The sequence below is a fragment of the Cohnella algarum genome (genome assembly GCF_016937515.1).
GTDB classification, from domain to species: Bacteria; Bacillota; Bacilli; order Paenibacillales; family Paenibacillaceae; genus Cohnella; species Cohnella algarum.
Genome location: NZ_JAFHKM010000002.1, coordinates 1,241,098 through 1,265,819, shown reverse-complemented (window position 1 = coordinate 1,265,819; position 24,722 = coordinate 1,241,098). Strand labels below are relative to the sequence as shown.

14 protein-coding genes are annotated in these 24,722 nt (G+C 59.8%); all 14 read left to right on the top strand.

All coding sequences use genetic code 11. The features are described from left to right. The first annotated feature begins 61 nt into the window (after positions 1-61). Complete coding sequence (locus JW799_RS05710) at positions 62-2,410, top strand: alpha/beta hydrolase family protein (protein WP_205429015.1); 2,349 nt, start codon at positions 62-64, stop codon at positions 2,408-2,410. 228 nt (positions 2,411-2,638) lie between these two features. Then, positions 2,639-3,286, top strand: coding sequence for a nitroreductase family protein (locus JW799_RS05705; protein ID WP_205429012.1), 648 nt, complete (start codon positions 2,639-2,641; stop codon positions 3,284-3,286). Positions 3,287-3,798: 512 nt separating this feature from the next. Next, positions 3,799-6,726 carry a hybrid sensor histidine kinase/response regulator gene (locus JW799_RS05700; RefSeq protein ID WP_205429010.1) on the top strand — a complete coding sequence of 976 codons (2,928 nt, stop codon included), beginning with the start codon at positions 3,799-3,801 and terminating at the stop codon, positions 6,724-6,726. Next, positions 6,723-7,880, top strand: a complete 1,158-nt coding sequence (locus JW799_RS05695) for a response regulator (protein ID WP_080832697.1) — start codon at positions 6,723-6,725, stop codon at positions 7,878-7,880. Before JW799_RS05700 ends, JW799_RS05695 begins: the two co-directional genes overlap by 4 nt. Before the next feature lie 136 nt (positions 7,881-8,016). Further along, positions 8,017-9,096, top strand: a complete 1,080-nt coding sequence (locus tag JW799_RS05690; RefSeq protein WP_205429008.1) for an alpha/beta hydrolase — start codon at positions 8,017-8,019, stop codon at positions 9,094-9,096. A gap of 236 nt (positions 9,097-9,332) precedes the next feature. Next, positions 9,333-10,565: an MFS transporter gene (locus JW799_RS05685; protein WP_240353155.1), complete on the top strand. Its 1,233-nt coding sequence runs from the start codon at positions 9,333-9,335 to the stop codon at positions 10,563-10,565. A 775-nt stretch (positions 10,566-11,340) separates the two neighbouring features. Continuing rightward, positions 11,341-11,793, top strand: a complete 453-nt coding sequence (locus tag JW799_RS05680) for a MarR family transcriptional regulator (RefSeq protein ID WP_080832694.1) — start codon at positions 11,341-11,343, stop codon at positions 11,791-11,793. A gap of 5 nt (positions 11,794-11,798) precedes the next feature. Beyond that, a complete protein-coding gene (locus JW799_RS05675; protein WP_205429005.1) occupies positions 11,799-14,984 on the top strand; it encodes an MMPL family transporter in 3,186 nt (1,061 codons plus the stop codon). Positions 14,985-16,404: 1,420 nt separating this feature from the next. Beyond that, entirely contained in the window at positions 16,405-18,084 is a 1,680-nt protein-coding gene (locus JW799_RS05670; RefSeq protein ID WP_205429003.1) for an extracellular solute-binding protein, read from the top strand. An 89-nt stretch (positions 18,085-18,173) separates the two neighbouring features. After that, on the top strand, positions 18,174-19,142 hold the full coding sequence (locus JW799_RS05665) for an ABC transporter permease (protein ID WP_080832690.1): 969 nt from the start codon (positions 18,174-18,176) through the stop codon (positions 19,140-19,142). A 12-nt stretch (positions 19,143-19,154) separates the two neighbouring features. Next, the gene (locus JW799_RS05660) at positions 19,155-20,033 is read left to right on the top strand and encodes a carbohydrate ABC transporter permease (protein WP_080832689.1); all 879 of its coding nucleotides are present in this window, start codon (positions 19,155-19,157) and stop codon (positions 20,031-20,033) included. A 45-nt stretch (positions 20,034-20,078) separates the two neighbouring features. Next, positions 20,079-21,140 carry a zinc-dependent alcohol dehydrogenase gene (locus JW799_RS05655; protein ID WP_338026225.1) on the top strand — a complete coding sequence of 354 codons (1,062 nt, stop codon included), beginning with the start codon at positions 20,079-20,081 and terminating at the stop codon, positions 21,138-21,140. Between the two features lie 159 nt (positions 21,141-21,299). Next, entirely contained in the window at positions 21,300-23,252 is a 1,953-nt protein-coding gene (locus tag JW799_RS05650; RefSeq protein ID WP_205429001.1) for a ligand-binding sensor domain-containing protein, read from the top strand. Continuing rightward, positions 23,249-24,544, top strand: coding sequence for a glycosyltransferase family 4 protein (locus JW799_RS05645; protein WP_205428999.1), 1,296 nt, complete (start codon positions 23,249-23,251; stop codon positions 24,542-24,544). Before JW799_RS05650 ends, JW799_RS05645 begins: the two co-directional genes overlap by 4 nt. Positions 24,545-24,722: the final 178 nt, after the last annotated feature.

Below are 24,722 nucleotides of genomic sequence, written 5' to 3'. Positions count from 1 at the left end.
CGTAAGTGCCGATTCATGGCGCTTGAAATGCGAAAAAGAACGGCGGAACGAGGCGTTGCGAATGGAACCGACTTTGCGGCACGAAACGATACATCCTTCTCCGATGGCCGCGCGCCTCGGGCGCAGATTGCGTCCGGGGCGCAGGCGGATGCTGGCGCGGGACACCGCCCCGTGGCGCGCCGCCGCCGCCGGCATGTGGGCCGCCGGCGGGGCGATGGCCGCCTTGGGCGCGCTCGGCGCTCCGACCGGGTTCGGCGCCGGCTTCGACATCGCGGGGGCGGTCGCGCTTCATACGATCGGCTTGCTGCTCGCGGGAAGCCTCGTCGCGTGGCTGCTCGCGGTGCTGCATCTCGCGCTGCCCGGCTTCGCGTGCGGCGCCGCGCTTTTTGCGTTATCGGAGGTCGCGCTGATCTTGTTTTTCGGCGATCTCGGGCTGTGGTTTTCGCTTGGTTTCGCTTTCTTTTCGGTCGGAACCCTCGCCCTTGCGGGGACTGCCGCGCGAATGACGTTCAGCCGCCGCTTCGGATGGCGGCGCAAGCTGGGGGCGTGGCTTGCCGTTGCCGGGGCGCTCCTGGCCGTCGGAGCGACGACCGCAGCGTCGGGAGGAACGGCGGCCGAGCCGGCGGCCTTGCCGTCGCCGGAGGCAGCGGGCGAAGCGATCGCCCCCTTGCGGGCGGACGATCCCTCCCGGCCGGGAAGCTATGCGTTCGAGGCCTTTACGTACGGGAGCGGGCAAGACCGGCACCGGCCGGAATACGGCGAGGGGGCGGCCGTCGTGTCGGCCTCCGTCGACGGATCGGCCTATATCCGCAATTGGGCGTGGCTCCGAGAACGATTCTGGGGGTTCGACGAGACGTCCCTTCCGCTGAACGGCCGAGTGTGGATGCCGGAAGGGGAGGGGCCTTTTCCGCTTGCCCTGATCGTGCACGGCAATCATCTGATGGAGGATTTCTCCGACGGCGGGTACGCCTACCTGGGGGAACAGCTGGCGAGTCGGGGAATCGCCGCGGTTTCCGTCGACGAAAACTTTTTGAATTTTTCCGTCTGGTCGGGCATTCCCGACGAGGATATGAAGCCGCGGGCGTGGCTTTTGCTGCAGCACATCCGGCAGCTGCAGGCTTTCGCCGCGGACGCGTCGACGCCTTTTTACGATCGGATCGATTTTGACCGGATCGCGCTGATCGGGCACTCGCGAGGCGGCCAGGCGGCGGCCATGGCGGCCGCGGCCGATCAGTGGTTCGGGGAGGGTGCCGGCTTGCCGGATCCGGACAGCTATTCGATCGCGGGCGTGGCGGCGCTGGCGCCTACGGATACGGCGGTAGACGGACGTGTCACGCGGCTGACCGACGTTTCGTACCTCGTGCTGCAAGGGGCGGCGGATGCCGATATTACGAGTTTTTACGGCGAAAGGCAGTACGGACGCGCCGGCTTTTCGCCGTCTTCCGAAGGGTTCAAAGCTTCGTTGTACGTGGACGGCGCCAACCACGGCCAATTCAATACGACGTGGGGGAGCAAGGACGAGGCGATGCCGGCCGCTTTGTTTTTGCGCTCTCCGTCTCTTTCGGGCGAGGACCAGCGGCAGATCGCGAAAGCGTACCTGACGGCGTTCGCGGAGACGGTGCTGAAAGGCGAATCCGGTTATGAAGCCTTGTTCCGCGATTATCGGGCGGGGGCGCTTTTTCTGCCGGATACGGGATACTGGAGCCGCTACGAGAGCGCGGCATTCGTGCCCGTCGCCCGCTTCGAGGAAACGAGCGACATCGAAGCTCCCGCGGACAGGATCGACGCGGAAGCGGCCGGCACGTCCTACTGGACGCATGAGGAAACGACGGACCGGGACGGCCGTAAAACCGGCAACCGGGCGGTCGCCTTGAAATGGGAGGAAGAAGCCCGCTATACGCTTCTTGCGGAGGAAGCGATGGACGGGCCGTTCGCGGGGGAGAAAGAAGGCGGCAGCGTCAGCCTGGTTTTTTCCATGTCGGACGGGGCCGCGGATCGGGGCGGCGAATCGGAGACCGAGCCCGAAAGCGGGCCGGAGTCGCCGGACAGGCCGGATGCGGAGGGCGGCGCGGCGGAACCGCAGCCGGGCGAAGCGGGCATTTCGCTGTCCGAGGCGGAAGTCGAGCTCGCGGATGCGTCCGGAGCGTCGGCGCGCGTGGCGATAAGCGACGTCATGCCGATTCTGCCCTCGCCGGCCACGACGTTCACCTATTTTTCCTTGCTGGAAGAGACGATGGACGACGGCAAATACGACGAGTCCGTACAAGCCGTATTTCAAACGTACGAGCTCCCGCTGGAGCTGTTCGCCGAAGCGAATCCGGCATTCGATCCGGACGAGATAGTCCGCATCACGTTTTTGTTCCCGGAGGGTCCCGGAGAAGCGATGCTGGACGATATCGGGTTTTCGTAAGAGGCATGTCGGCAGGCGGCTTGGGAAAACTTGAGATGCGGCCGGTCGCGGCAGCGCGGCAGGCATGGGGAGTTTGGGGAAAAGAGATTTATCCCAGCATTGACATCGGTATAGAGTGGGGTTTATACTGTGCAATATGACGTTACAGTTCATTTGTCGCATTTACTGTGTATTATATTAGCATAGTAACAATAAGGGTTCAATCGAAACCAAAAAGGAGTGGAGAACATGTCTGTCTCATCCGCCGCGCAATCGCAGGCAAGCTTCGAATCGGTCATCCGGGAACGCCGTTCCGTCCGCCATTACGACGCCTCGGCGCAAATTTCCGAACAGGAATTGAAAGATCTGCTGAAGGAGGCGACGCTGGCGCCTTCGAGCAGCAATTTGCAGCCTTGGCGCTTTCTGGTGATCAACGATTCGGAAGCGAAAAAGCGTCTGTTGCCGATCGCCAACAATCAGCAGCAAGTCGTCGAAGCGTCCGCCGTCATCGCCGTGCTGGGCGACAGGGATGCTTACAAGCAATCGGAGAAAATCAACCGCCTGGCGGTCGAAGCCGGGTATATGACGGAGGAGTTCGCCGCAACGTTTACGGCGAATTCCACCAAGCTCTATGGCGCGCTTCCGTCGGAACGGAGAGAAAAAATCGCGCTGATCGACGGCGGACTCGTCAGCATGCAGCTGATGCTGGCGGCGAAAGCCCGCGGCTATGACACCGTTCCGATGGGCGGCTACAACGCGGAGCAGCTCATCGCCGAATTCCGCATTCCGGACCCCTACGTGCCGGTCATGCTCATCGCCGTCGGCAAAGCGGCCACCCCGGGGCGTCCGACTTCCCGGCTGCCCGTCGAAGACGTGACGGTTTGGAACACGTTTTAAAATTCCGCTTCGCGAAAGCCCGTCTTGCGGCCCTTCCGGCCGAGGACGGGTTTTTTGCGCCGGGGCTCCCTCCGCTGGATTTTATCGGACAAAACTTCAACGAAGATCGCGACACGCCGACTACCCATTCCGATTTGGCGAAATCCTGCGTAAGATTGCAAAGCTGTCCAGGATCGATGGGGGCTCCCGCGTTTTTCAGCAAATGTTAAGCGCCTCGGCGCATAATGAAAAGCATCTCGGTCCGGACGGCAAAAGAACGGGATATCCGGGCAATCGAAACCGTTGTAGAATTGAGGCACGGACCCGATTCATTTCGGGAAGCTCGAATCGGCCCGACAGGCAAATCTTTTACATAAGGCGCGGGTGAGACAGCTGAAACGGAAACGCACGTTTTTTTTCATAGACGGCTATTTGGCGGTTTTGGTCCTTTGCGTTGCGGCGGTCGTTGCCATTATGTTGGTCAATAAATTCGACAAAGCCCCTCCCCCGTCGCCAAAGGCGGCATTCTGGACTTGAGCGGGTGGGATCTGAAGGAACGGGGCCGGGTCGCGTTGGACGGCGAGTGGGAGTTCTATCCCGGGCAATTGCTGACGCCGGAAGAGCTCCAGGCCGGGAGCGTCGCGGGCAAAAGGCTGTTGAACGTTCCCGGCGTTTGGAACGGCGAAGGCATCGGAGCCTGGGGCAGCGCGACCTACCGGCTGCGGGTTCGGGTGGATCCGACGGACGAATTGCTGGCCATTCAAAAGCGGATCATCCGCTTTTCCGAAAACATTTTCGTCAACGGCAAGCTCGTCGGAGGCTCGGGCGAGCCTGCGCCGACCCGGGACGAATACAGGCCGGGCAACATGCCGTATCCGGTAAGCTTTTACGTTCCCGAAGACGGCAAACTCGATATCGTCATCCAGGTGGCCAATTTCGATTTCAAAACCGGGGGCATCGTTTCGCATCTCCGGCTCGGCCTCCATTCCGACATCCAGTTTGCCCGGTTCCTGCAAATCTCGCTGGAGTGGGCGGGCGTTCTGCTGCTGTTTGCGTTCAGTCTGTTTTACTTTCTCACTCATTTTTTCCTGAGCCGCCAAAGAAGCTTTTTGCTGTTCGGGGCGTTCAACCTCTTGTTTGCCGTCACGATCCTGCTCAACGGGGAACGGTCGTTTTTGCAGGTATTTCCCGAAGCCCCTTTCGAATTGACCTGGAAGCTCAAGGATTTGACGATGTTCCTTCCGTTTCCGATAATGCTCGGCTTCGTTTATTCGATGTTCAGGAAGCTGCCGGTATTCCGAGCCGTTCTTACCGTTGCGGGCGGCACCGTGCTTGCCTACTGCGCGTTTATCGTTTTCGTGCCCTACTATGTCTACGCGTACGCGCTCGAGTATTTTCTGGCCAGCCTTCCGCTTTCCTACGGTCTGTTAGCCATAGCGTTAAGCGTGCTGTATATGAGGGGGGAGTACGGGGCCTTCGGGAAAAGAGAGATGCAGCTTTTTATCGCTTCGCTTCTCAGCCTGACGCTGTTCCCGTTGAATATGGTCATCAATATGTTGGACGACAGCCTGGCCATGTTTATTTTAACCGATGCGCTCGCTTATTCGTTCGGCGTTTTGACCTTTATGATGTTCGCGGTCCGCTACATCGATACCTACCGCTCGATGGAAAAATTGACCGGGCAATTGAAGGAGGCCGACCGATATAAAACCGAATTTCTGCTTCGCACTTCCCACGAGCTGAATACGCCGCTCAACGGCATCATCAACCTGTCGCAAGCGGCGATGGATGCGCCTTCGGGAACCGCCGGCGTCCGGCAAAACCGGGACAAGCTGCTGCTGATCCGCAACACGGCATTTCGGATGTCCAACATGGTGAACGACGTTATCGATTTGGCGAAAATCGAGGACGGCAAGCTGGAAGTCGAGCTTGGATCGGTCGATCTGGCCGCCGTCGTTTCGATCCAATTCGAGATGCACGGCTTTTTATCCAAAGAGAAAAAGGTGACGCTGTCCCGGCGAATCGCGGACGATGCCCGCTATGTCGTCGCGGATGAAGCGCGCCTTAAGCAGGTCATGTCCAATCTCGTCAGCTATGCGCTGCAGCATACGGCGCGCGGGGAGCTGGCCGTGAGCAGCGCGCGCGGCGGCGAAGACGTTGTCGTGGCGATCAAGGCGAAGGGCGGCGGCGCGCCGGAGACGCACGCGGCGGAACAGGCCGGCTTCGGGATCGGGCTTTCCGTCGCCCGGCAATTGATCGAGCGGATGGGAGGACAACTGATGGAGGAGGCCGGCGTTTCCGAGGACGGGATCGGCTTCGAGGTCAGGCTTCCGGCCGCATCCGGCACGGCGCTGGCCGGCGCGGAGAAAAGCCGGGCGGAGACGGCGGCCGCTTCCGAACCCGCGGCTCGCTCGGCCGGGAGCGCCGGGGTTGCCGGGGGAACCGACACCGTCCTGATCGCCGGAGAGTGGAAAAATTCCGAGATCATGGCCAACTTGCTGGCGATCGAAGGCTATCGGGTCGTTACGGCCCATACGGACAAGGAAGCGCTCGAATTCGTCAGCCGGCCGCAAAGGCCGGACCTCGTCTTGCTGGACGTCATGCTGTCGGGCGGCAAGGGATACGAGACGGGAAGGCAAATTCGCAAGCTGTTTACCCAGATCGAGCTTCCGATTTTGTATTTGATGGCGGCAAGCACGCAAGCCGACGTGGAGGCTTGCCTGTCGGCGGGCGGAAACGACGTGATCGCCAAGCCGATCGACGCCGGGGAAGTCCGCGTCCGCATTCGCACGCAGCTCGCGATGAAGCGTCTGGCGCGGGAAGCGGCGCAAAACGAGATGGCGTTTTTGCAATCGCAGATCAAGCCCCATTTTCTCTACAACGCTCTGGGCACCATCATGTCGCTCTGCTACACGGACGGGGTGCGGGCGGGCGAGCTGCTGTCCGTGCTCAGCACGTATTTGCGGATTTTGTTCCACCATAACCGGATGGAAGAAATCGTGCCGCTCGAGCAGGAAATCGAGCTGATTCAAGCCTATGTCGACATCGAAAAGGCGAGATTCGGCCAAAGGCTCAACGTAAAGTTCGAATACGACGAAGAGCTGCTCGGACAGTCGATCATGCCGCTGACGATTCAGCCCCTCGTCGAAAACGCGATCCGGCACGGCGTGGCGCGCAAAGTGAACGGGGGAACCGTCTCGATTTCGATCCGCCGCAAAGACCGCTTTGCGGAAGTGATTGTCGAGGACGACGGGGTCGGCATGCCGGAAGCCAGACGAAAGGAGCTGCTGGAGCCGAAGGCCGGCGAGCGTGGCGTCGGCTTCGCAAACATTATGAAAAGATTGACGCATCGCACTGGCAAGCGTCCGCTGCTGGAAAGCGTACCGGACCGGGGGACGAAGGTGACGTTTTGGCTGCCGCTTGACGAACGCGACGAAAAAGAGGGGAGGGATGAGCCATGATACGCGCTTGTCTGGTGGACGACGAGGAGCATGCGCTCAACATTTTGAGCATCCTGCTGCAGAAAACGGGCGAAGTCGAAGTCGTGGGCATGGCGGGGAACGGGTACGAAGGGTTGGAAATGATCCGGAAGTTGCGTCCGGACGCGGTGTTCCTCGATATCGAAATGCCCGGCATGAGCGGGGTGGAGCTGGCCGAGACCATTTTGGCCGAAAATCTGGAAACGCAGATCGTTTTCGTGACGGCGTACGATCGCTATGCGATTTCGGCGTTCGAACAGGCGGCCATCGATTATTTGCTCAAACCGCTGGAGACGAGCCGGCTGGAAAAGACGGTGCAGCGCATCCGCAAAGGGAAATCGTTCTTCGAATCCGTCGGCAAAAGCGCCGAAGAAGCCGCGGGACGCGATGCGGAGCAGGCAGACGAGCCGATCCGGATCAAGCTGCTGGGCGGCGTCGGGGCGATGAACGGCCGCGGAGACTATTTGAAATGGCGGACCGGGAAGGAAAAGGAACTGTTCGCTTGCCTTGCGCTGCACCTTCACGAGTTCGTGCACCGCGATCATATTTTGGACAAGCTGTGGCCGGAGGAGCCGTTTCATAAGGCGAAAGTGTATTTGCATACGTGCGTCAGCTATTTGCGCAGGGAGTTCAGGCAGTACGGTCTGGTTAAAGCGGTCGTTTACGAGGAGGAAAAGTACATGCTCGGTTCCGACTTGCTTGAGTCCGATTACCGTCAGCTCAAGGAGTCGCTGCAGGCGATGAAGCAGGCGTCGCAGCTTTCGACCAAGGAACTGGAGCGCGTCCTTTCGATGTACGCGGGGCCGTTGTTTATGGACGAGGACTATCCTTGGGCCGAACCCGAAATTCGGCATTTGGACCAGGAGATCGCCAATCTGCGGATGGAGCTTCTTCGAAGATACGAATCGCAAGGAGACGATGCCCGGCTGATCAAGGCGGCGCGCGTCTACATTCAGACCTGGCCGTACAACGAGGAAGCGTACCGGCTGCTGATGAGCGGCCATCGAAGGCTGGGCCAGCACGACGAAGTTCATCGGGTGTACCGCCAATTGACCGACCGGTTCGACGAATTGGCGATCGAGCCGTCGGAGCTGACCAAGCGGCTGTATGCGGACATTTGCAGCGGCCGCGCATAGCGGCAAGAAGGGACGAAAAGCCGGGCGTCATGGCGCCTTGCGGACTGTCCCTTCTTTTATTCGCGTATGAACTTTCGGCCGGACCGGGAAACTAGAGGCACACGGCTTGAAATCCGGTCCGAAGGAGGAAGTTGGCATGCCGGCATGGGCAATTGCGTTGGTCGTCTTGGGCGTCGTGATGGCTCTGATCGTTTCGACTTGCTTGTATTTGTACCGGTTTGCGTTCGGGCGAAACCGGAAAACGTTCATGCAAAAGGACCCGAACGTGCCCCAGCTCGATCCGTCGATCGTGAAGCAAGCGCAAGACTGGTTCGGCAAACAGCCGTTCGAGCGCGTCGAAATCGGGGCGGAGGACGGGATAACGCTCCGCGGCCATTATTTGGAGGCGGAGGACGGGGGCGCCGTCAACAAGGCGGTTGTGTTGGCCCACGGCTACTCCGGCCGGGGAGAGGATATGACGGTTTTCGCCCACTTTTACCGGGAGCTGGGCTATACGGTGCTCATGCCCGACAATCGCGGCCACGGCAGCAGCGGAGGCCGGCACATCGGCTTCGGTTGGCCGGATCGCAAGGACTACGTTCGCTGGATTCGATACCTGGTGGATCGCGAAGGCAAGGACGTCCGGATTTTGCTGCACGGGGTTTCCATGGGCGGAGGGACGGTGCTGATGACGAGCGGGGAGCCGCTGCCGGAACAAGTGAAGGGCATCGTCTCCGATTGCGCGTACAGCTCGCTCAAGGGCATTCTAACGTACCAGTTAAAACAAATGTTCAGGCTGCCGGCATTTCCGTTCATCCCGCTGACGAGCCTGATTTGCAAGCTGAGGGCGGGATTTTTTTTCGGGGAAGCATCGGTTGTCCGCCAGGTTCGGAAAAATTCGCGGCCGATCCTGCTCATCCACGGGGGCAGGGACGCCTTCGTGCCGCCCTCGATGGCCGACGAATTGTACGAGGCGATCCGGTCGCCCAAAGAGAGGCTTATCGTCGCCAAGGCGCAGCACGGCAATTCGCTGCTGATCGACCCCGAAGGGTACCGCAAGGCGGTCGCCGAATTCGCGAAGCGCTGCATCGACGACGGAGTCGGCGTCCCGGCACGGCCTCTGGATGCAATCGAACCGCCGGAAGCTCCGGAAGCGGCAACCGAAGCGCCGGAGGCGGCGGAAGCGGGCGAAGGGGAACGGGCGAACGTCGCGATCCCGACCCCTGCTCCGTCGTAAGCCCGCATCGATGCTACGTTGTCCGGGGGCGAAAGACCGCGAGCGCAAACCGCGAATAGCAAGTCCGGCTGCCCGCAGGGCTGCCGTCCGCTTGCCGAGACCGTTCACCGGTGCTCGCCGAGCGTCGGCGGCGCCTGCGGTTTTTGCGTTTTTATCCGCGATTTTTCTTGTCATCTTCGAAATAAAATCGTATTATCGTCGCATCGTCTATTTCATATTGCCGGAGGAAACCCATTTTGCGCGATTCAAGCCGTACCAACTATCTTTTGCTGCTGCTCGTCGTGTTCGGCGGATTTTTGATTTTCGGATTTTCGGAAAATATAAAAGGACCGGCCATTCCGAGAATGCAGACCGATTTCGGCCTGAACGAAGGGCAGCTCGGCCTGCTGCTGTCGCTCAATTCGCTCGGCTATTTGCTCGCGTGCTCGTTTACGTCCGCGTTATCGAATAAAATCGGCATCAAGCTGACCGGCATCATCGCTTTCGTCTCGATGGCGGCCTCCGGCGTGCTGATGTACATATCCGCATCGTATGCCTCGTTGTCGGCATCTTACTTTCTTTTGTACATCGCCAACGGCATGCTGGAAATCGGCCTGGCGATCATGGCCGCCCGGATTTTCACGAAAAACACCGGCACGATGATGAACCTCTCCCATTTTTTCTACGGGCTCAGTTCGACGGTCGCCCCGATTTTCGCCGCTTCTATGATGGGGTGGCAGTTCGGCGGCGGCGAGCTCGGATGGCGCGGCATGTACTTGATCATGCTGATGCTTTCCCTGCTTCCCGTCATCCCTTCCCTGTTCGGCCGGTTTCCGGAAGGCGACCGCGGAGGCGAACACCGGATTTCCGTGCGGGGGCTGCTGCGGGATCCGATCGCCTGGCTGATCGTCGCCGTTCTTTCCTTCGGCGTCGTGTCGGAGCTTGCGGTGGGCAGCTGGCTCGTTTATTTTTTGGAAAAAGCGTACGGCTGGGACACGGGAGACGCTTCCGGAATGCTGTCGGTCTTTTTCCTGTGCTTTATGCTGTCCAGGCTGCTGGTCGGTCCGATCACCGATAAAATCGGGTATACGGTGTCCGTTATGATCTTCTCGGCCTTTTCCGGGCTGTGCAGTCTCGCGGCGATCGTGATCGGGGAAAAGGGGGCCGTTCTGTTCGCGATTGCCGGCATCGGCATCGCGCCGATCTATCCGACGGTGATGGCCATGCTGTCCAAGCGCTATGCCGGAGGCGTGGATACGGCCATCACGTTCACCGTTACGCTGATGGGCATCGCGAGCGTCGTCGGCAATTTGCTGATCGGGTATATCATCGAATGGGTGCGGCAGCTGTTTTCGGCGCGGGGTACGGCGGGCAGCGAGCTGCTCGGGCTGCAGGCGGGGTACGGGTTTATCGCCGTATTGGCGCTTTTATGCTCGGCGACCTGTCTGCTGCTGTACGTTCGCCTGCGCCAAAGACGGGAGCTCGTGTAAGTCGTCATGCACGCGGGCTAACATAGCCCGCGCGCCTGTGCATGAGAGCTAAGAATAACCCGACGGCGTAAATAGGCCTTAAAGTCCGTCCGCCGTCCCGGCAACCGGGGCCTTGGGCGGGTTCGAAGGCATATAGCCGTACGCATTTGAGTAAAAATGACTCATCTTGCCGCCATCGCACGCAAGCGGCCGATCCGGTTGAGTCGTAGCGACTCATCTCGGCCTGCAAAACGCACGCAGTCATACGCATTTGAGTAAAAATGACTCATCTTGCCGCCATCGCACGCAAGCGGCCGACCCGGTTGAGTCGTGACGACTCATCTCGGCCTGCAAAACGCACGCAGTCATACGCATTTGAGTAAAAATGACTCATCTTGCCGCCATCGCACGCAAGCGGCCGATCCGGTTGAGTCGTAGCGACTCATCTCGGCCTGCAAAACGCACGCAGTCATACGCATTTGAGTAAAAATGACTCATCTTGCCGCCATCGCACGCAAGCGGCCGATCCGGTTGAGTCGTGACGACTCATCTCAACCCGACATTCGCAAGCTAGCGGTGGTTGACGAAAGACGGCGGCCGCAAGACCTCCTCTCGTATTATTCCGCTAACACCTCCACCATGGATTGTCCCCGGAAGTTTTGTCTTTCCAGGAACGCCGTCAAGTCAAGCGAGTTTCTTGCTTCGCGATTTCCGGCAATTGACACCGGTTTTCCGATTTGATATTGTTTTATCGTAAAATAGTTCTATTGTACAACCATTTGAGGGTGAAACTATTATGGACAATCAGGTGCGCAAGCAGGCGATCGACCGCTACAAGCGCACGATGTTTACGGTTCAGCGAAGGCTGCATTCGCTGATCAAGGAACTGATGCCGGAAGATTTGACGGTCGACCAGTATTTCATTACGGACTATTTGCTGACGCACGGCAAGTGCACGTCCACCGAGCTGGCGGAGGCGTTTTGCGTCGGCAAGAGCTCGATTACCGCGATTATGACCCGCCTGTTCGACAAGCAGCTCGTGCTGCGGGTCCCGGACGAGAAGGACCGGCGCGTCATCTCGCTTCTGCTGACCGAGGAAGGCAGGCGCCTGGCTGAGGAGCTGGGGGAGAAGGTGGATCATTTGCTGGCCGATTACCTGGTTTCGTTCACGGATGAGGAAGCCGACCGGTTTCTGACGACTTACGAGAAGCTGGCGGATGTATTAGTTTACAGGCAAGAGAGGGGTTAAGGCTCATGAAGACAATCGTCAAACTCAGATGGCTTGTGCTCGTTTTGTGGATTGCGGGAGTCGCGGCGCTCGTACTGACCGCCCCCAACATGCAAGAGCTCGTTCGCGAGAAAGGGCAAATCGAAGTGCCGGACGGGTACTCGTCGACCAACGCCGCGGCCATGCTGGACGAGATGGCGGGCGAAGGATCGGGACAGGGCGGCCAGTCGACCGTCCTCGTGTTTCACGACGGCGAAGGTTTGGACGATCGCGACATGGAGGCGATCCGTACCGGGCTGGAGTCGCTCAAGGCGCGTCAGGATGAGCTCGGCGTCGCCTCGCTGATCCAGCATTTCGATACGCCGGAGCTGGCGTCCCAGATGGTGTCCGAGGATGGGACGACGGTGTTGGCGCTGGCGAACGTGACGATGGACGGCAGGACGAACGAAGAAGCTTCCGAATCGCTGTACGAGGCGCTGGCGAACGTGCCTGTCGATCACTACTTGACGGGCAACTGGGTCATCCAGGAGGATGTCGTTCAAAGTTCGGAGGAAGGCCTGAAAAAGACCGAATGGATTACGGTCGTATTCATCCTGGCGATTCTGTTCGTCGTGTTCCGCTCGGCGGTCGCTCCGTTCATCCCGCTGCTGACGATCGGGATCAGCTATATCGCTTCGCAGTCGGTCGTGGCGTTCCTGGTCAAGTACATGGATTTTCCGCTTTCGAACTTTACGCAAATCTTCCTGGTCGCCGTCATGTTCGGCATCGGGACGGACTATTGCATCTTGCTGATCAGCCGGTTCAAAGAGGAGCTCGCGCACGGGGCGGACCGGCTGGAGGCGATCGCGGCGACTTACCGCACGTCGGGCCGGACGGTGCTCGTCTCGGGGCTTGCGGTGCTGGTCGGGTTTTCCGCCATCGGCTTTTCGACATTCGGGCTTTACCGGTCCGCGGTCGCGGTCGCGGTCGGCGTCGCCGTGTTGCTGGTGGCGCTCCTTACGCTCGTGCCGTTCTTCATGGCCGTGCTCGGGCCGGCGATTTTCTGGCCGTCGCGCGGCGCGCTGGAGCATAAGCCGAGCCGCGTCTGGGGAGCGGTCGGCAAGTTTTCGCTGCGGCGCCCGCTCTGGTCCCTGGCGATCCTGGGCGTCATTCTCGTGCCGCTGCTCGTTTCGTACAAAGGGGACGTTTCCTACAATTCGCTTGATGAAATCGGGGACAAATACGATTCCGTCAAAGCGTTCAATCTGATTTCCGGCAGCTTCGGACCGGGCGATTCGCTGCCGTCCACCGTCGTTTTGAAAAGCGAAAGACCGCTTGACGATACGGACGGGCTCGCGATGATCGAGCAGGTGTCCCGCGAGCTTGCGAAAGTGGACGGCGTGAAGGCGGTCCGCAGCGCGACCCGCCCGACCGGCGAGGCGCTCGCCGACTTCCAGGTCGCCAATCAGGCGGAAACGCTGGACAGCGGCCTCGGAGAAGGAGCCGACGGAATCGGCCAGGTCGCCTCCGGCTTGAAGAGCGCGGGCGACAGTCTGGTCGAGCAGGCCCCGCAGCTGGAAAACGCTGCGGAGGGGGCGCAGCGTCTTGCGGCCGGCACCGATTCGCTGAAGGCGGGAATCGGGGAGCTTGGGGCCGGGTTGAAGCGCATCGAGCAGGGGCTGAAGGACGGCTCGGCCGGCGCCGGAGAGCTGAACGACGGGCTCAAGCAGGCGCTGGCAAGCGCCGAGCGGCTCGCGGCCGCCAGCGCGCAGTTGTCGGGCAGCTACGATCAGCTCGGATCGGGGCTCGAACAGCTGACGCAGGGATACAATCAGGCGGCGGAAGCGCAGAAGGGGCTTGCGGCCGGGCTGTCCGACCTGGGGCAAGGGCTCGGAGGCCTGGCGGACAAATATCCGGAGCTGCGGCAGGATGAGGATTTTCTCCGGGCGCAAGGAGCGGTCGCGGAGCTTGCGGCCAGCGCCGAGCAGATCGGGGCGCAATATGCGCAGTTGAACGAGCAGCTTGCGGGCATCTCGCAAGGGCTCGGCCAGGCCAACGGCGGCCTTGCGCAAGCGGCGGCGGGTCAGGCGCAGCTGACCGAAGGGCTTCGCTCGCTGTCCGCGGGCATCGCCAGCCTGCAGCAGGGCATCGAGCAAGCGGCCGCCGGGCAGGGGCAAATCATCGGTCGGCTGCCGGAAATGACGGTCGGCATCGGCGAGCTCGCCGACGGGCAGCAGCAGCTTGCCGACGGCTTCTCGCAATTGAGCGGCCAACTGGCGCAATTGACGGACGGGCTGAACGACAGCGTCGAAGGCTTGACGCAAATCGAGGACGGGCTGGCATCGGCCCGCGGTTACCTGGGCGAGCTTTCGTCCGCCTCCGACCCGCAGCTGGGCGGTTGGTTCGCGCCGGACGAGGCGCTGGCGAACGAGGATTTCCAGGTGGCGCTCGACACGTACCTGTCGGAAGACCGGCAGACGGCGAAATTCGACGTCGTCTTTGCGGGCAATCCGTATGAAATCGAAACGCTGACCAAGACGGAAGACGTGGAAGCGGCGGTTGCCCGGGCGCTGCAAGGGACAGATTACGAGAACGCGAACTATGCGATCGGCGGCGTGTCCAGCATCAACAACGACCTGCGGAACATTTCGCAGGCGGACTACTCTCGCACTGTCGTACTTATGCTGGTCGGCATCGCTCTGATTTTGATCGTCATGTTCCGCTCCGTCGTCATCCCGATCTATTTGATCCTGTCGCTGCTCGCGACGTATTACACGTCGATGGCGATCAATGAGCTGATCTTCGTCGACATGCTGGGGTATTCCGGGTCGAGCTGGGTCGTGCCGTTTTTCGGCTTCGTCATGCTGATGGCGCTCGGCGTCGATTACAGCATTTTCCTGATGGACCGCTTCAAGGAGAACCGTCACATGGGACCGCAGGAAGCGATCCTTAGCGCGATGAAAAGCATGGGCACGGTCATCATGTCCGCCGCCGTCATTCTCGGCGGCACGTTCGCGGCAATGCTCCCCTCGGGGGTTCTGTCCTTGCTGCAAATCGCGACCATCGTGTTGTCCGGGCTGTTCCTTTACGCACTGGTGATGCTGCCGTTGTTCATTCCGGTCATGGTCCGCATGTTCGGCGAAGCGAACTGGTGGCCCTTCATGGGAAGCAAGGCGAAGGCGGCGCCCGGAGACGTTCCGGGCAGCGGAAGCTCGGTTTCCCTGGAAAGCTAAGCGCTCGTCTCCGCGCGGTCGGCAAGACCGGATGGGCGTGACGGGCAGCATGGCGATTATAAGCTGGCAAAATGCCGCGCGATTTGACCGCAAGGATGGCGCGGCAGGCCGTATGGCGGGCGTCATTGACCGATGCCGCAATCGCGGCGAATAAGCGAGAAAGCCGGATGCCGTCCGGCTTTTTCGCTTTTTTTCATGGCAAGTAGAGTTTTCGTAGGGGTTAGTGTGAATTGCGGGGAGAAGCAAGGGGGATTTAGCAGAGGTTAGCGTAAATAGCTGGGGGAACGTGAATGGCAGAGGTTAGCGTGAATTAGCAGGGAAAAGTAGGCAGATTCGGTAATGGCCAGGGGGATAGCGGGACTAGTAGAGGGGTGTCGGCGCTTCCGGGAATTTTAGAAACTTGCAGGTGTTGTTGGGGTTGGCGGCTGTCGTTCATACGGTAAGAATCCAGCTTAGGCAACCTATGTTGGATTTTATCCAATCGGCGGAGCGAGAATCGCGAAAACTTCGGTCTACAGTGGATTTTATCCAACGAGAGAGGGAGATTCCGGGCAAAATCTCCAAAAAGGCCTTGCCCGATTGGACAAAATCCAACGAAGACGGCGGATCTGGCGAAAAAGCCGGCCTTGGTTGGACGAAATCCAATGAAGCCAGGCGGAGCAAGGAGAGCCGGTCCGGCAAAGGCGGAAAAAGTTGTGGCGTTCGGCGGCTGGCGGGGGTTCGGAACGGACGAAGGCCCCGGCAGGCCAGGTGAGCGATTCGTCAGCTTGAGAGGCGAAAGAAAGCGGCTGCCGGAAAATCCGATTCGCGATACGGCGCTAAAATCGGCGAACCGATGCGGACCCCTCCGGCGATTCCGAAACGCGTTTTCGCCGAATGCAATGGCGAAAATCTCAGCCGTAAGCCTGCGAGCGAGGAGACGCAACTTGCGCAGCAACGGCAAATTTTCAAAAAAACATCAATTGATGTATTTCTAATTTACAATGTATAAGTTATAATGTTCGTTGTGAGTCAGTATAATAACTTAATGCTCTTCCCGCAACTTCCGATTCATGTTAAAATGAAAGCGCTTATTATTTTGTGCCAACTCGTTCTAATGCGTGAATTCCAACATATTTCCTTTTATTTTCGCGATTTCCAGCCGAATTCTCTTTGATATGCGCTTATTTATGTTAATAAATATAACTACTAAGGTCATGTTTATAACAATTATATTGACACTCGAATGGGTGTGAAATATAATGTGTACATCAGTTGGGAATCAGATTAACGGTTTGACCAACCAAAAGAGGGTGATGATAAATCAGTTGGGTATCAATTCCAAGGTTACCGTTCCATTAAAAGGCAAGTAGCGTCGTTCGCCTTGCCCGGCTTTTCGGACATCCATTATCACTTCGAACAAGTTACAGGGGGTTGAACCATGAACGTGGCGAAAAAAAGGTTTGCGCTGCTATTATCCGCTCTGCTTCTGATTTCCGCCGTTTTATCCGCGTGCAGCGGGAACAATAACGGAGGCTCCGGGGGGAGCGCCTCGTCATCTCCTTCCTCGTCGTCCGCGGCTTCGCCGAGCGCGCCGTCCGGGGGACGCGACGTCGGGGGACTTTCGCTTCCGATCGCGGAAGAAAAGCTTAACCTCAGCTTGTGGTCTCCGATCGGCGGCAACTTCCGCGGCACGAACTTCAACGAGAAAGCCTCGTTTCAGAAAATGGAAGAGAACACGAACGTTCACATCGACTTCCAGCACGCGGCGGAAGGCGCGAGCGCCGATGCGTTCACGCTGCTGATGTCGTCCGGATCGCTGCCTGACATGATCTATTACGAAAGATGGAGCGCGGACGCGGTCAAATACGGCGAGCAGGGAGCGCTGCTTCCGCTGGAGGACCTGATCGAGCAGCATGCGCCGAACTTCAAGAAGATTTTGGATGAAAACCCCGACATTCGCGGCCAATTGACGACGCCGGACGGGCACATTTACTACATGCCCAACCTCATTCTGGAGTCGAAGGACCTCGTGCAAATGTTCCCGCAAATCCGTCAGGACTGGCTGGATAAGCTGAATCTCCAGCAGCCGGCGACGACCGAAGACTGGTACAACGTGCTGAAGGCGTTCCGGGAGCAGGATCCGAACGGCAACGGCAAAAAAGACGAAATCCCGCTCGTTTCGGTGTTCCTGGACAACATCGTCATGCTGTTCGCGCCCGCATTCGGCGTTCCGGTCGGCATGAACAGCCCGTTCTTCGTCGAAGACGGCCAGGTCAAATACGGTCCTGCCGACCCGCGGTTCAAGGATGTCGTGACGTTCCTCAACCGCTTGTACAGCGAACAGCTGCTCGATCCGGAATACCTGGTCGACACGACGTTCGACACCTTGACGGAAAAGGTGACGACCGACGTGGCCGGCGCCTGGTTCGGCTGGTCCGGCTCCTATATGGGCAACTTCACGACGCTCATGGCCGGCAAGCACGACACGTTCAAAATTTCGCCGGTATTGCCGCCGGAAGGCCCGAACGGAGACCGGGGACACGTGTCCTTCCGCTGGCAGGTGGGCGATCAAGGCCTTGCCGTCTCCTCGCAAACGAAAAATCCGGAAGAAGTCGTCAAATGGCTGGATTACCAATACTCCGAAGAAGGCATTCTGCTAAACAACTTCGGCGTCGAAGGCCAATCGTACGACATCGTGGACGGCCAACCGGTATTCAAGCAAGAGGTGCTGTATCCGACGAACGGCCTGACGAATACGCAAGAGCTGCTGAACCATACGATCGGCGGCGGAACGTGGTCGACGGTCGCGGATACGCGCTATTCCGAGCAGATCCGCGTCGCGAACGGGCAAACGGAAAATCCGCTCGAGCTGTACGCGGACTACCTCGAATACGACAAAAAGCTCCCGCCGGTCAAGTTCACCTCGGAGGAGAACGACATCGTCACTCCGCTCATGGCCGACATCCAGACGTACGTGACCGAAACGATCAACCAAATGATCATGGGCCGCACTTCGCCGGACACCTACGATCAAGTGATCGCGCAGCTTGAAAAAATGGGCATCAAAGAAGTGCTGGCTCAATACCAGTCCGCTTACGATCGGTTTAACGGAAACTGATCCGAGGGCAAATTTCGATGGGATAAGAGCGGCTCCCCACGGCATGGGGGCCGCTCTTTGACCCCTCGCATCCCGAAAGGAGACGACCTATGGCCATGACCGCAAAAACGTTGGCCAGCCGGCCGAAAGAGCCGACGACCTCCAAAAAGCTCGCGCGAACGTGGAGGCGAATAGCGGCAAACCGGTATTTATACTTGATGCTGCTTCCGACGATGCTGTATTTTCTCATTTTCGAGTATAAACCGATGTACGGATTGATTATCGCGTTTAAGGATTTCAACCCGTACGCCGGCTTTTGGGGCAGTCCTTGGGTCGGCTTCGAGCATTTCGAAAAGTTTTTCGAAAGCTACTACTTTTGGCGGCTGCTGAGAAACACGTTCCTCATCAGCTTTTATTCGCTCATTATCATTTTTCCGGCGTCGATCGTCTTTGCGCTGCTGCTGAACGAGCTTCGCTCCCGCAAGATGAAGTCGGTCTTGCAAACGATTTCGTATTTGCCTCACTTTATTTCGCTCATCGTCATCTGCGGCATGATCATCGATTTTACGAAGTCCGACGGCATCATCAACAGCCTGCTGGTCGGCCTCGGACTGATCTCGGAGCCGATTCAATTTCTGATCCTGCCCGAATGGTTCCGGACGCTTTACGTCGGATCGGGACTTTGGCAAAGCGTTGGCTGGAATTCGATCATTTATTTGGCCGCGTTGTCGGGCATCAACCCGAACCTGTACGAGGCGGCCGTCGTGGACGGGGCAAACCGCTGGAAGCAGCTTATTCATATTACGTTGCCGGGCATTCTTCCTACCGTGCTGATTTTGCTCATTTTGAACATCGGCAATTTGCTTAGCGTCGGCTGGGACAAAATCATTCTGCTCTACAACCCGGGAACGTACGAGACGGCGGACGTCATCTCCACGTTCGTGTACAGACGGGGCGTGATGGAAGCGGACTACAGCTTCTCGGCCGCGGTCGGCCTGTTCAATTCCATCATCAACTTCACGTTGCTGGTCGTGGCGAACGCCATCAGCCGGAGAACGACGAAGAACAGCTTGTGGTAAGGGGGGAGAGCGTTGGTTACGAAACGCAGTCCGGGAGAAATCGTGTTTGACGGCTTGAACGTGGTATTTTTGCTAGTTTGTTCGTTCGCGTTTTTATATCCGATGTGGTACGTGCTCGTGTCCTCCTTCAGCGATCCCTACGCCATCGCCTCGGGGCAGGTGACGTTCTGGCCGATCGATTTCACCATCGATGCCTACAAACTCGTTTTCGATGACGACAGAATCTGGAGCTCCTACGGAAATACGATGATTTACGTCGTCGCCGGCACGCTGATCAACCTCGTGCTGACGACGATGGGCGCCTACCCGCTGTCCAGGACCAATTTACCGGGCAAAAGCGTCCTCATGGCCTTGATCGTGTTCACGATGTTTTTCAGCGGCGGCTTGATTCCGTCGTACCTTAACGTCCGCGAGCTGGGGCTGTACGACACCTATTGGGCGATTTTGCTGCCGGGCGCGGTGAGCGCGTTCAACCTGATCGTCATGAGGACGTTTTTTCAATCGATACCGGAAGGCCTGATCGAGTCGGCCAAAATCGACGGGGCAAACGATTTCCGCATTTTGTGGCAAATGGTGCTTCCGCTGTCGATGCCGGTTATCGCGGTCATGACGCTCTTTTACGCGGTCAGCCACTGGAACAGCTGGTTTTCGGCGATGATTTATTTGCAGGACCCGAACCTGTATCCGCTGCAGCTGATTTTGCGGGAGATTTTGATCCAGTCCTCGGCGCAAAACATGCTGTCCGGAGCGACGCAGGACGCCGTGTTCCGGATGAGCGAGGCGATCAAGTACGCCACCATTATCGTAGCTACGGTGCCGATTTTGGTCATTTATCCGTTTTTGCAAAAATACTTCGTAAAAGGCGTCATGATCGGCGCGATCAAAGAATAGAGCGCAGCGCCTACGCTGGAGCCATTCGACGAACGAGAGAATGGAGTGGAATTGGAAATGAAGGCGGTCATCTCCCATTTGGGGCAAATTCGCATGTCGGAAGTTCCGAGGCCGGAGCTGGAAGACGGCTTCGCGCTCGTTCAGACCGAGTATTCCGCCATCAGTCCGGGAACGGAAGTGATGATGAACGGTCTTTATCAAGCGAACCCGATTGTGCTCGGCTACAGCGCGGCGGGCATCGTTCGGGAAGTCGGAAAAGGAATGGAGCACTGGCGGATCGGCCAGCGCGTCGCCTGCTACGGCGCCCCTTACGCCAAGCACGCGGAGTGGCTGCTCATGCCGAAACGGCTGCTCGTTCCCGTCCCGGACAGCGTCAGCCCGGAGGAAGCGTCGACGGTCGGTCTAGGCGCCATCGCCGTGCACGCGCTGCGGCAGACGTCGCTGCAATTCGGCGAATCGCTGCTGCTGGTCGGGGCCGGCATTTTGGGCCAGCTGATCGCGCAAATCGCGAAAGCCGCCGGCTACCGGGTGCTGCTGTACGATAAAATGACGGAACGGACGGCGATCGCCGGCGAGCTCGGCATTCGCCATGTCGCGTACACGCAGGAGGAAGTCGAAGCGCAGGTCGCGGAAATGACGGCGGGCGCGGGAGTCGACGCGGCGATCGTCTGCGCCGGCGGCAAAACGGGGGAGCTGATCGACCGTGCGCTGGAATGGGTCCGGGATCGCGGCAAGGTGCTGATCGTCGGCGACATCAAGCCGGATTTTTCCCGGGATTTGATGTTCGCCAAGGAAGCCCAGGTGCTCATTTCCCGGGCGGGCGGTCCCGGGCGCTACGATCCGGTGTACGAGAAGGACGGGATCGATTATCCCGCCGGCTACGTGCGTTGGACGGAAGGACGCAACATGGCCGAGTATATCCGGCTCATCGCGGAAGGCGATATTTCCGTCAAGCCGTTGATCGGCGCCGTTTTTCCGGTCGACCGCTGCGCCGATGCCTACCGCCGCTATGAGGAATCGCCGAACAGCCTGCTCGGCGCGCTGCTCGCGTATCCGGGGGCGGCGGGGTACAAGCTCGCCGAATCGGAAGCGGTCCGGCAGGGATAGGGGGCGGTGAAACGGCATCGGGGAACGGGCAAGGAGCGGCGCGCCTCGCGGAGGACGGCCCGGGGCGCCGGCCTAGAAGCGTCGCGCAATACGGCGACCGAATAAGGGCTGGCGCGATGAAGCGCTTGAAGATCGGCTGGCCGACAAGGAGTGACGGAGATGACAACGATAGGAAACCGGCAAGCCGGAGGAGGGGAAGCGCCTTCCGCGGCGCTTGAAATCGGCGAGCCGATTCGCGGGATGGCGGTATGGGCGTCGGCCTATGGCGGCGATCCCGGAAAAGAGCGGATTTACGCGGTGTCCTGCGGCGCGCCGTGCATGCTTCACGTGATCGATCCGTTTCAAGCCGTCGGGGAGGGGAGCTTTCCGCTGGAAGGCTCCGACCACTGCTGGGGCGTTGTCTATGCGCCGAGCGGCGTCTATATCGGCGGGAGCGGAATCCTGTACCGCTATACGCGGGAGCGCGGCGTGGAAAACCTGGGCGAGATCATTCCGGGGGAAACGTACACCTGGCGGCTCGCCGTCGACCGGGCAGGGAATATCTACGGCGGCTGCTATCCCGGCGGCAAGGCGTTTCAATACGACCCGCGGACGGGCCGCTTTCGCGACTACGGCGTCATCGTGCCGGGCGAGCAGTACGTGCGGTCGATGGAGGCGTGGGAGGACAAGCTCTACATCGGCATGGGAACGCAAGCCCCGCACCTGATCGAGCTGGATCCCGTGACGGGAGACAAGGCCGAGCTAACGCTGCCGGACGAGGTCGGCGGCGAGCAGCTCGTCTATGATCTGAATATCGTATCGGGCAAGCTGTTCGCCCGGCTGACGCCGTCGAATCGGCTGTTCGTGTACGATCTGACGCGCGGCGAATGGGCCGACCGGATCGAGGGATGTTCCGGGCTGAGCGTATCGCGGCCCGACGTAAACGGCAACGTTTATTTCGTCAAAGACGACCGGCTGTGCCGCTACGATCCCGAAACGAAGTCGCTTGCGTTTACGTCGCTCGCGATGCCGGAGCCGGCCGGCGACTACGGCTGGCTGGACGGGCACCCGCTGAATCCTTCGGGGCGCTGCCTCGTCGGCGTCCATCGGGACGGAAGCTACTGGGTTTACGATCCGGAGGGCGACCGCCACGGCACGTTCGAGCCCGAGCTTCCGGGCCAGCCCGTCATCCTGCAATCGATCGCGGCCGGTCCCGAGGGCTCGATGTTTGTCGGCGGCTATTTTGCCGGCGGATTGGCGAAAATCGATGCGGAAACCGGAAGGATCGCCTCGTCGTTCGCCGGAATCGGGCAGTCGGAAGGCTTGATCGCGGGGCGCGGCCGGCTGTATATCGGAGTGTACCCGAAGGCGAACATTTTCGAATACGATCCGTCAAGGCCGTGGCGGACGGGCGAAAATCCGAAAATGCTGTTTTCGCTGCGCGAAGAAGAGCAGGATCGGCCGTTCGTCTTCGCCTGGGCGGGGCGAATGCTCGCGATCGGCACCGTGCCCGGCTACGGCCGGCATGGCGGCGCCGTGACGCTGTACGATCCGGAGACCGGCATCGTCGAAGTGTACCGCCATCTTTTGCCGGAGCAAAGCGTCGTTTCCTTGCTGTGCCGGGATCGCCTGCTGTTCGCGGGCGGCTCGGTATGGGGCGGGCTGGGCGTCGCTCCGGCGCGGGACGAGGCTTCGCTGCTCGTTTGGGACTGGGAAAGACGCGAAACGGTCTGGACAGGCGTCCCGGTGCCGGGCGAGAAGGCGATATCGGGGCTGGCCGCGGACGACGAAGGGATGCTGTGGGGGCTTACGGGCGGCTTGCTGTTCAAGTTCGATCCCCGGGAAAAACGGACGCTGGCAACGGTTTCGCTGTTCGATGCCGGCTGGCCGGGGAAGACGCATTTTTGGCGCGGGGGCAACGAGCTGCTCTGGCGGGACGGCCGGCTGTACGGCGTATCCATGAACCGCCTTTTCGCGTACGATCCGGAAGCCGATCGGGCCGAAGTGCTGGACGAGGGCGTACGCCTGCTGGCGGAGGATCGGTACGGCAGCTTGTACTACGCCAAAGGAACCGTGCTGCATCGGTGCGATGCAAAGCGGGGGGCGGCGCCTTTTTCAGCGGAGGGCTTATGAAAATCTTTTATTTGTATCAATTTTGCATTCTCGGCGGCGTGACGACGCAGCTCGCGAACCGGCTGAAATTTTTGCGGGACCGGTGCGAGGTTCATTTCGGCTTCGTCGGGGATTACGGCGGCCGGGTTGCGTTCGAAGGCTACGACAAGGTGCGGATTCTTCCGACCGTCGAAGAGATTCGGGCGTACATCGAGGCGCACGATTTCGATTTTCTCATCACGATCGATACGTACGAGCTGTACGACGCGCTTAAGTCGACAAACGATTCGGGGACGGTCATTCACGAGGTGCACACGACGTACGAGCACGCGCTGCGGCAGCTCGCCGAGGCGAAGGACGATTTGCCTTTCGACTACGTGTTGACGCCTTCCGCATATATGAAGGAGCGTCTCGAAGAGATGGGCATTTCGGGGGCCATTGCGGTCGACAACTGCCTGGATATGAATTTGTTCCGGTTCGATCCGGCGGCAGGGGTGCCGGAATTGGCGGCTCCGGAGCGGGGGCAGGATGCGTCCGGCCGGCAGCGCGAGCCGGGGCAAGGGCACGGAACGGATGCGTCCGGTCGGGATTGCGAGCCGAGGCAGGGGCGCGGAACGGATGCGTCCGGTCGGGAGCGCGAGTCGAGGCAACTGCCGGATTCGGGGGCGCCGTCAGGGGCCGGTTTTGGCGAACCGGCGGCCGCAGGCGCAGCGCGGTCCGGGCAGGATAAAATCGTGCTGTGGGTCGGGAAGCTGGATGCGCACAAAAACTGGACGTCGTTTCTGGAAGTGGCGGCCCGGCTGAATGAGCGGCGGAGCGATTTGAAGTTTTGGCTTGTCGGCGGGTACACCGCTCCCGAGGAGGTCAAGCGGCTGCTGCGGGAAAAAACGGAGCAAATGGGGCTGGCCAATCTGGAGTGGATCCCCAAAATCGATTACGACGCGATGTACCGTTTTTACAGCGCCGTTTCTTCCGGCGGCGGCGTCTACGTCAGCACGTCGACGAACGAGTCGTTCGGCATGACCGTGCTGGAGGCGATGGCCTGCCGCTGCCCGGCCGTCGTGCCGCGCGTCGGCGCCCTGCCGGAGCTGCTGACCGGCGAGCTGGCGGTCTCGTTGTACGAGCTGAACGACGAAGAGGCGTGCGCGGATCGCATTTGCGCGCTTCTGGACGACGGGCGGCTGCGGAGCCGGCTGGCGGACGAGGGCGAGCGCAAAGCGAGGAAGACATACGGCATCGAGGCGGTCGGGGCGCAGTATTTGGCGCTGCTGGAGCGGCTGGGGAGCGGGGGGCCGAGTGAGGTTAAGGACTGAAGAACGAAGTTGATCGAACGAGGACAATGGGCCGCGGGTTTGCGGCTTGTTGTCCTTTTTTGATGCGGGGCGTTTGCGGGCGTTGCGCATGGCTTTGGGGGCGGAGGCCGGTGACCGCGAGCTAGTGCGTCAAACCAGTGTGGCAGGCCCGTGACCGTGAGCCTGTGTTGGATTTTAT

Bases quoted from the DNA above. Each gene is read 5' to 3' on its own strand.
- JW799_RS05665 (WP_080832690.1), top strand. From the start codon at position 18,174: ATGGCCATGACCGCAAAAACGTTGGCCAGCCGGCCGAAAGAGCCGACG.
- JW799_RS05695 (WP_080832697.1), top strand. From the start codon at position 6,723: ATGATACGCGCTTGTCTGGTGGACGACGAGGAGCATGCGCTCAACATT.
- JW799_RS05710 (WP_205429015.1), top strand. From the start codon at position 62: ATGGAACCGACTTTGCGGCACGAAACGATACATCCTTCTCCGATGGCC.
- JW799_RS05645 (WP_205428999.1), top strand. From the start codon at position 23,249: ATGAAAATCTTTTATTTGTATCAATTTTGCATTCTCGGCGGCGTGACG.
- JW799_RS05650 (WP_205429001.1), top strand. From the start codon at position 21,300: ATGACAACGATAGGAAACCGGCAAGCCGGAGGAGGGGAAGCGCCTTCC.
- JW799_RS05670 (WP_205429003.1), top strand. From the start codon at position 16,405: ATGAACGTGGCGAAAAAAAGGTTTGCGCTGCTATTATCCGCTCTGCTT.
- JW799_RS05675 (WP_205429005.1), top strand. From the start codon at position 11,799: ATGAAGACAATCGTCAAACTCAGATGGCTTGTGCTCGTTTTGTGGATT.
- JW799_RS05690 (WP_205429008.1), top strand. From the start codon at position 8,017: ATGCCGGCATGGGCAATTGCGTTGGTCGTCTTGGGCGTCGTGATGGCT.
- JW799_RS05705 (WP_205429012.1), top strand. From the start codon at position 2,639: ATGTCTGTCTCATCCGCCGCGCAATCGCAGGCAAGCTTCGAATCGGTC.
- JW799_RS05680 (WP_080832694.1), top strand. From the start codon at position 11,341: ATGGACAATCAGGTGCGCAAGCAGGCGATCGACCGCTACAAGCGCACG.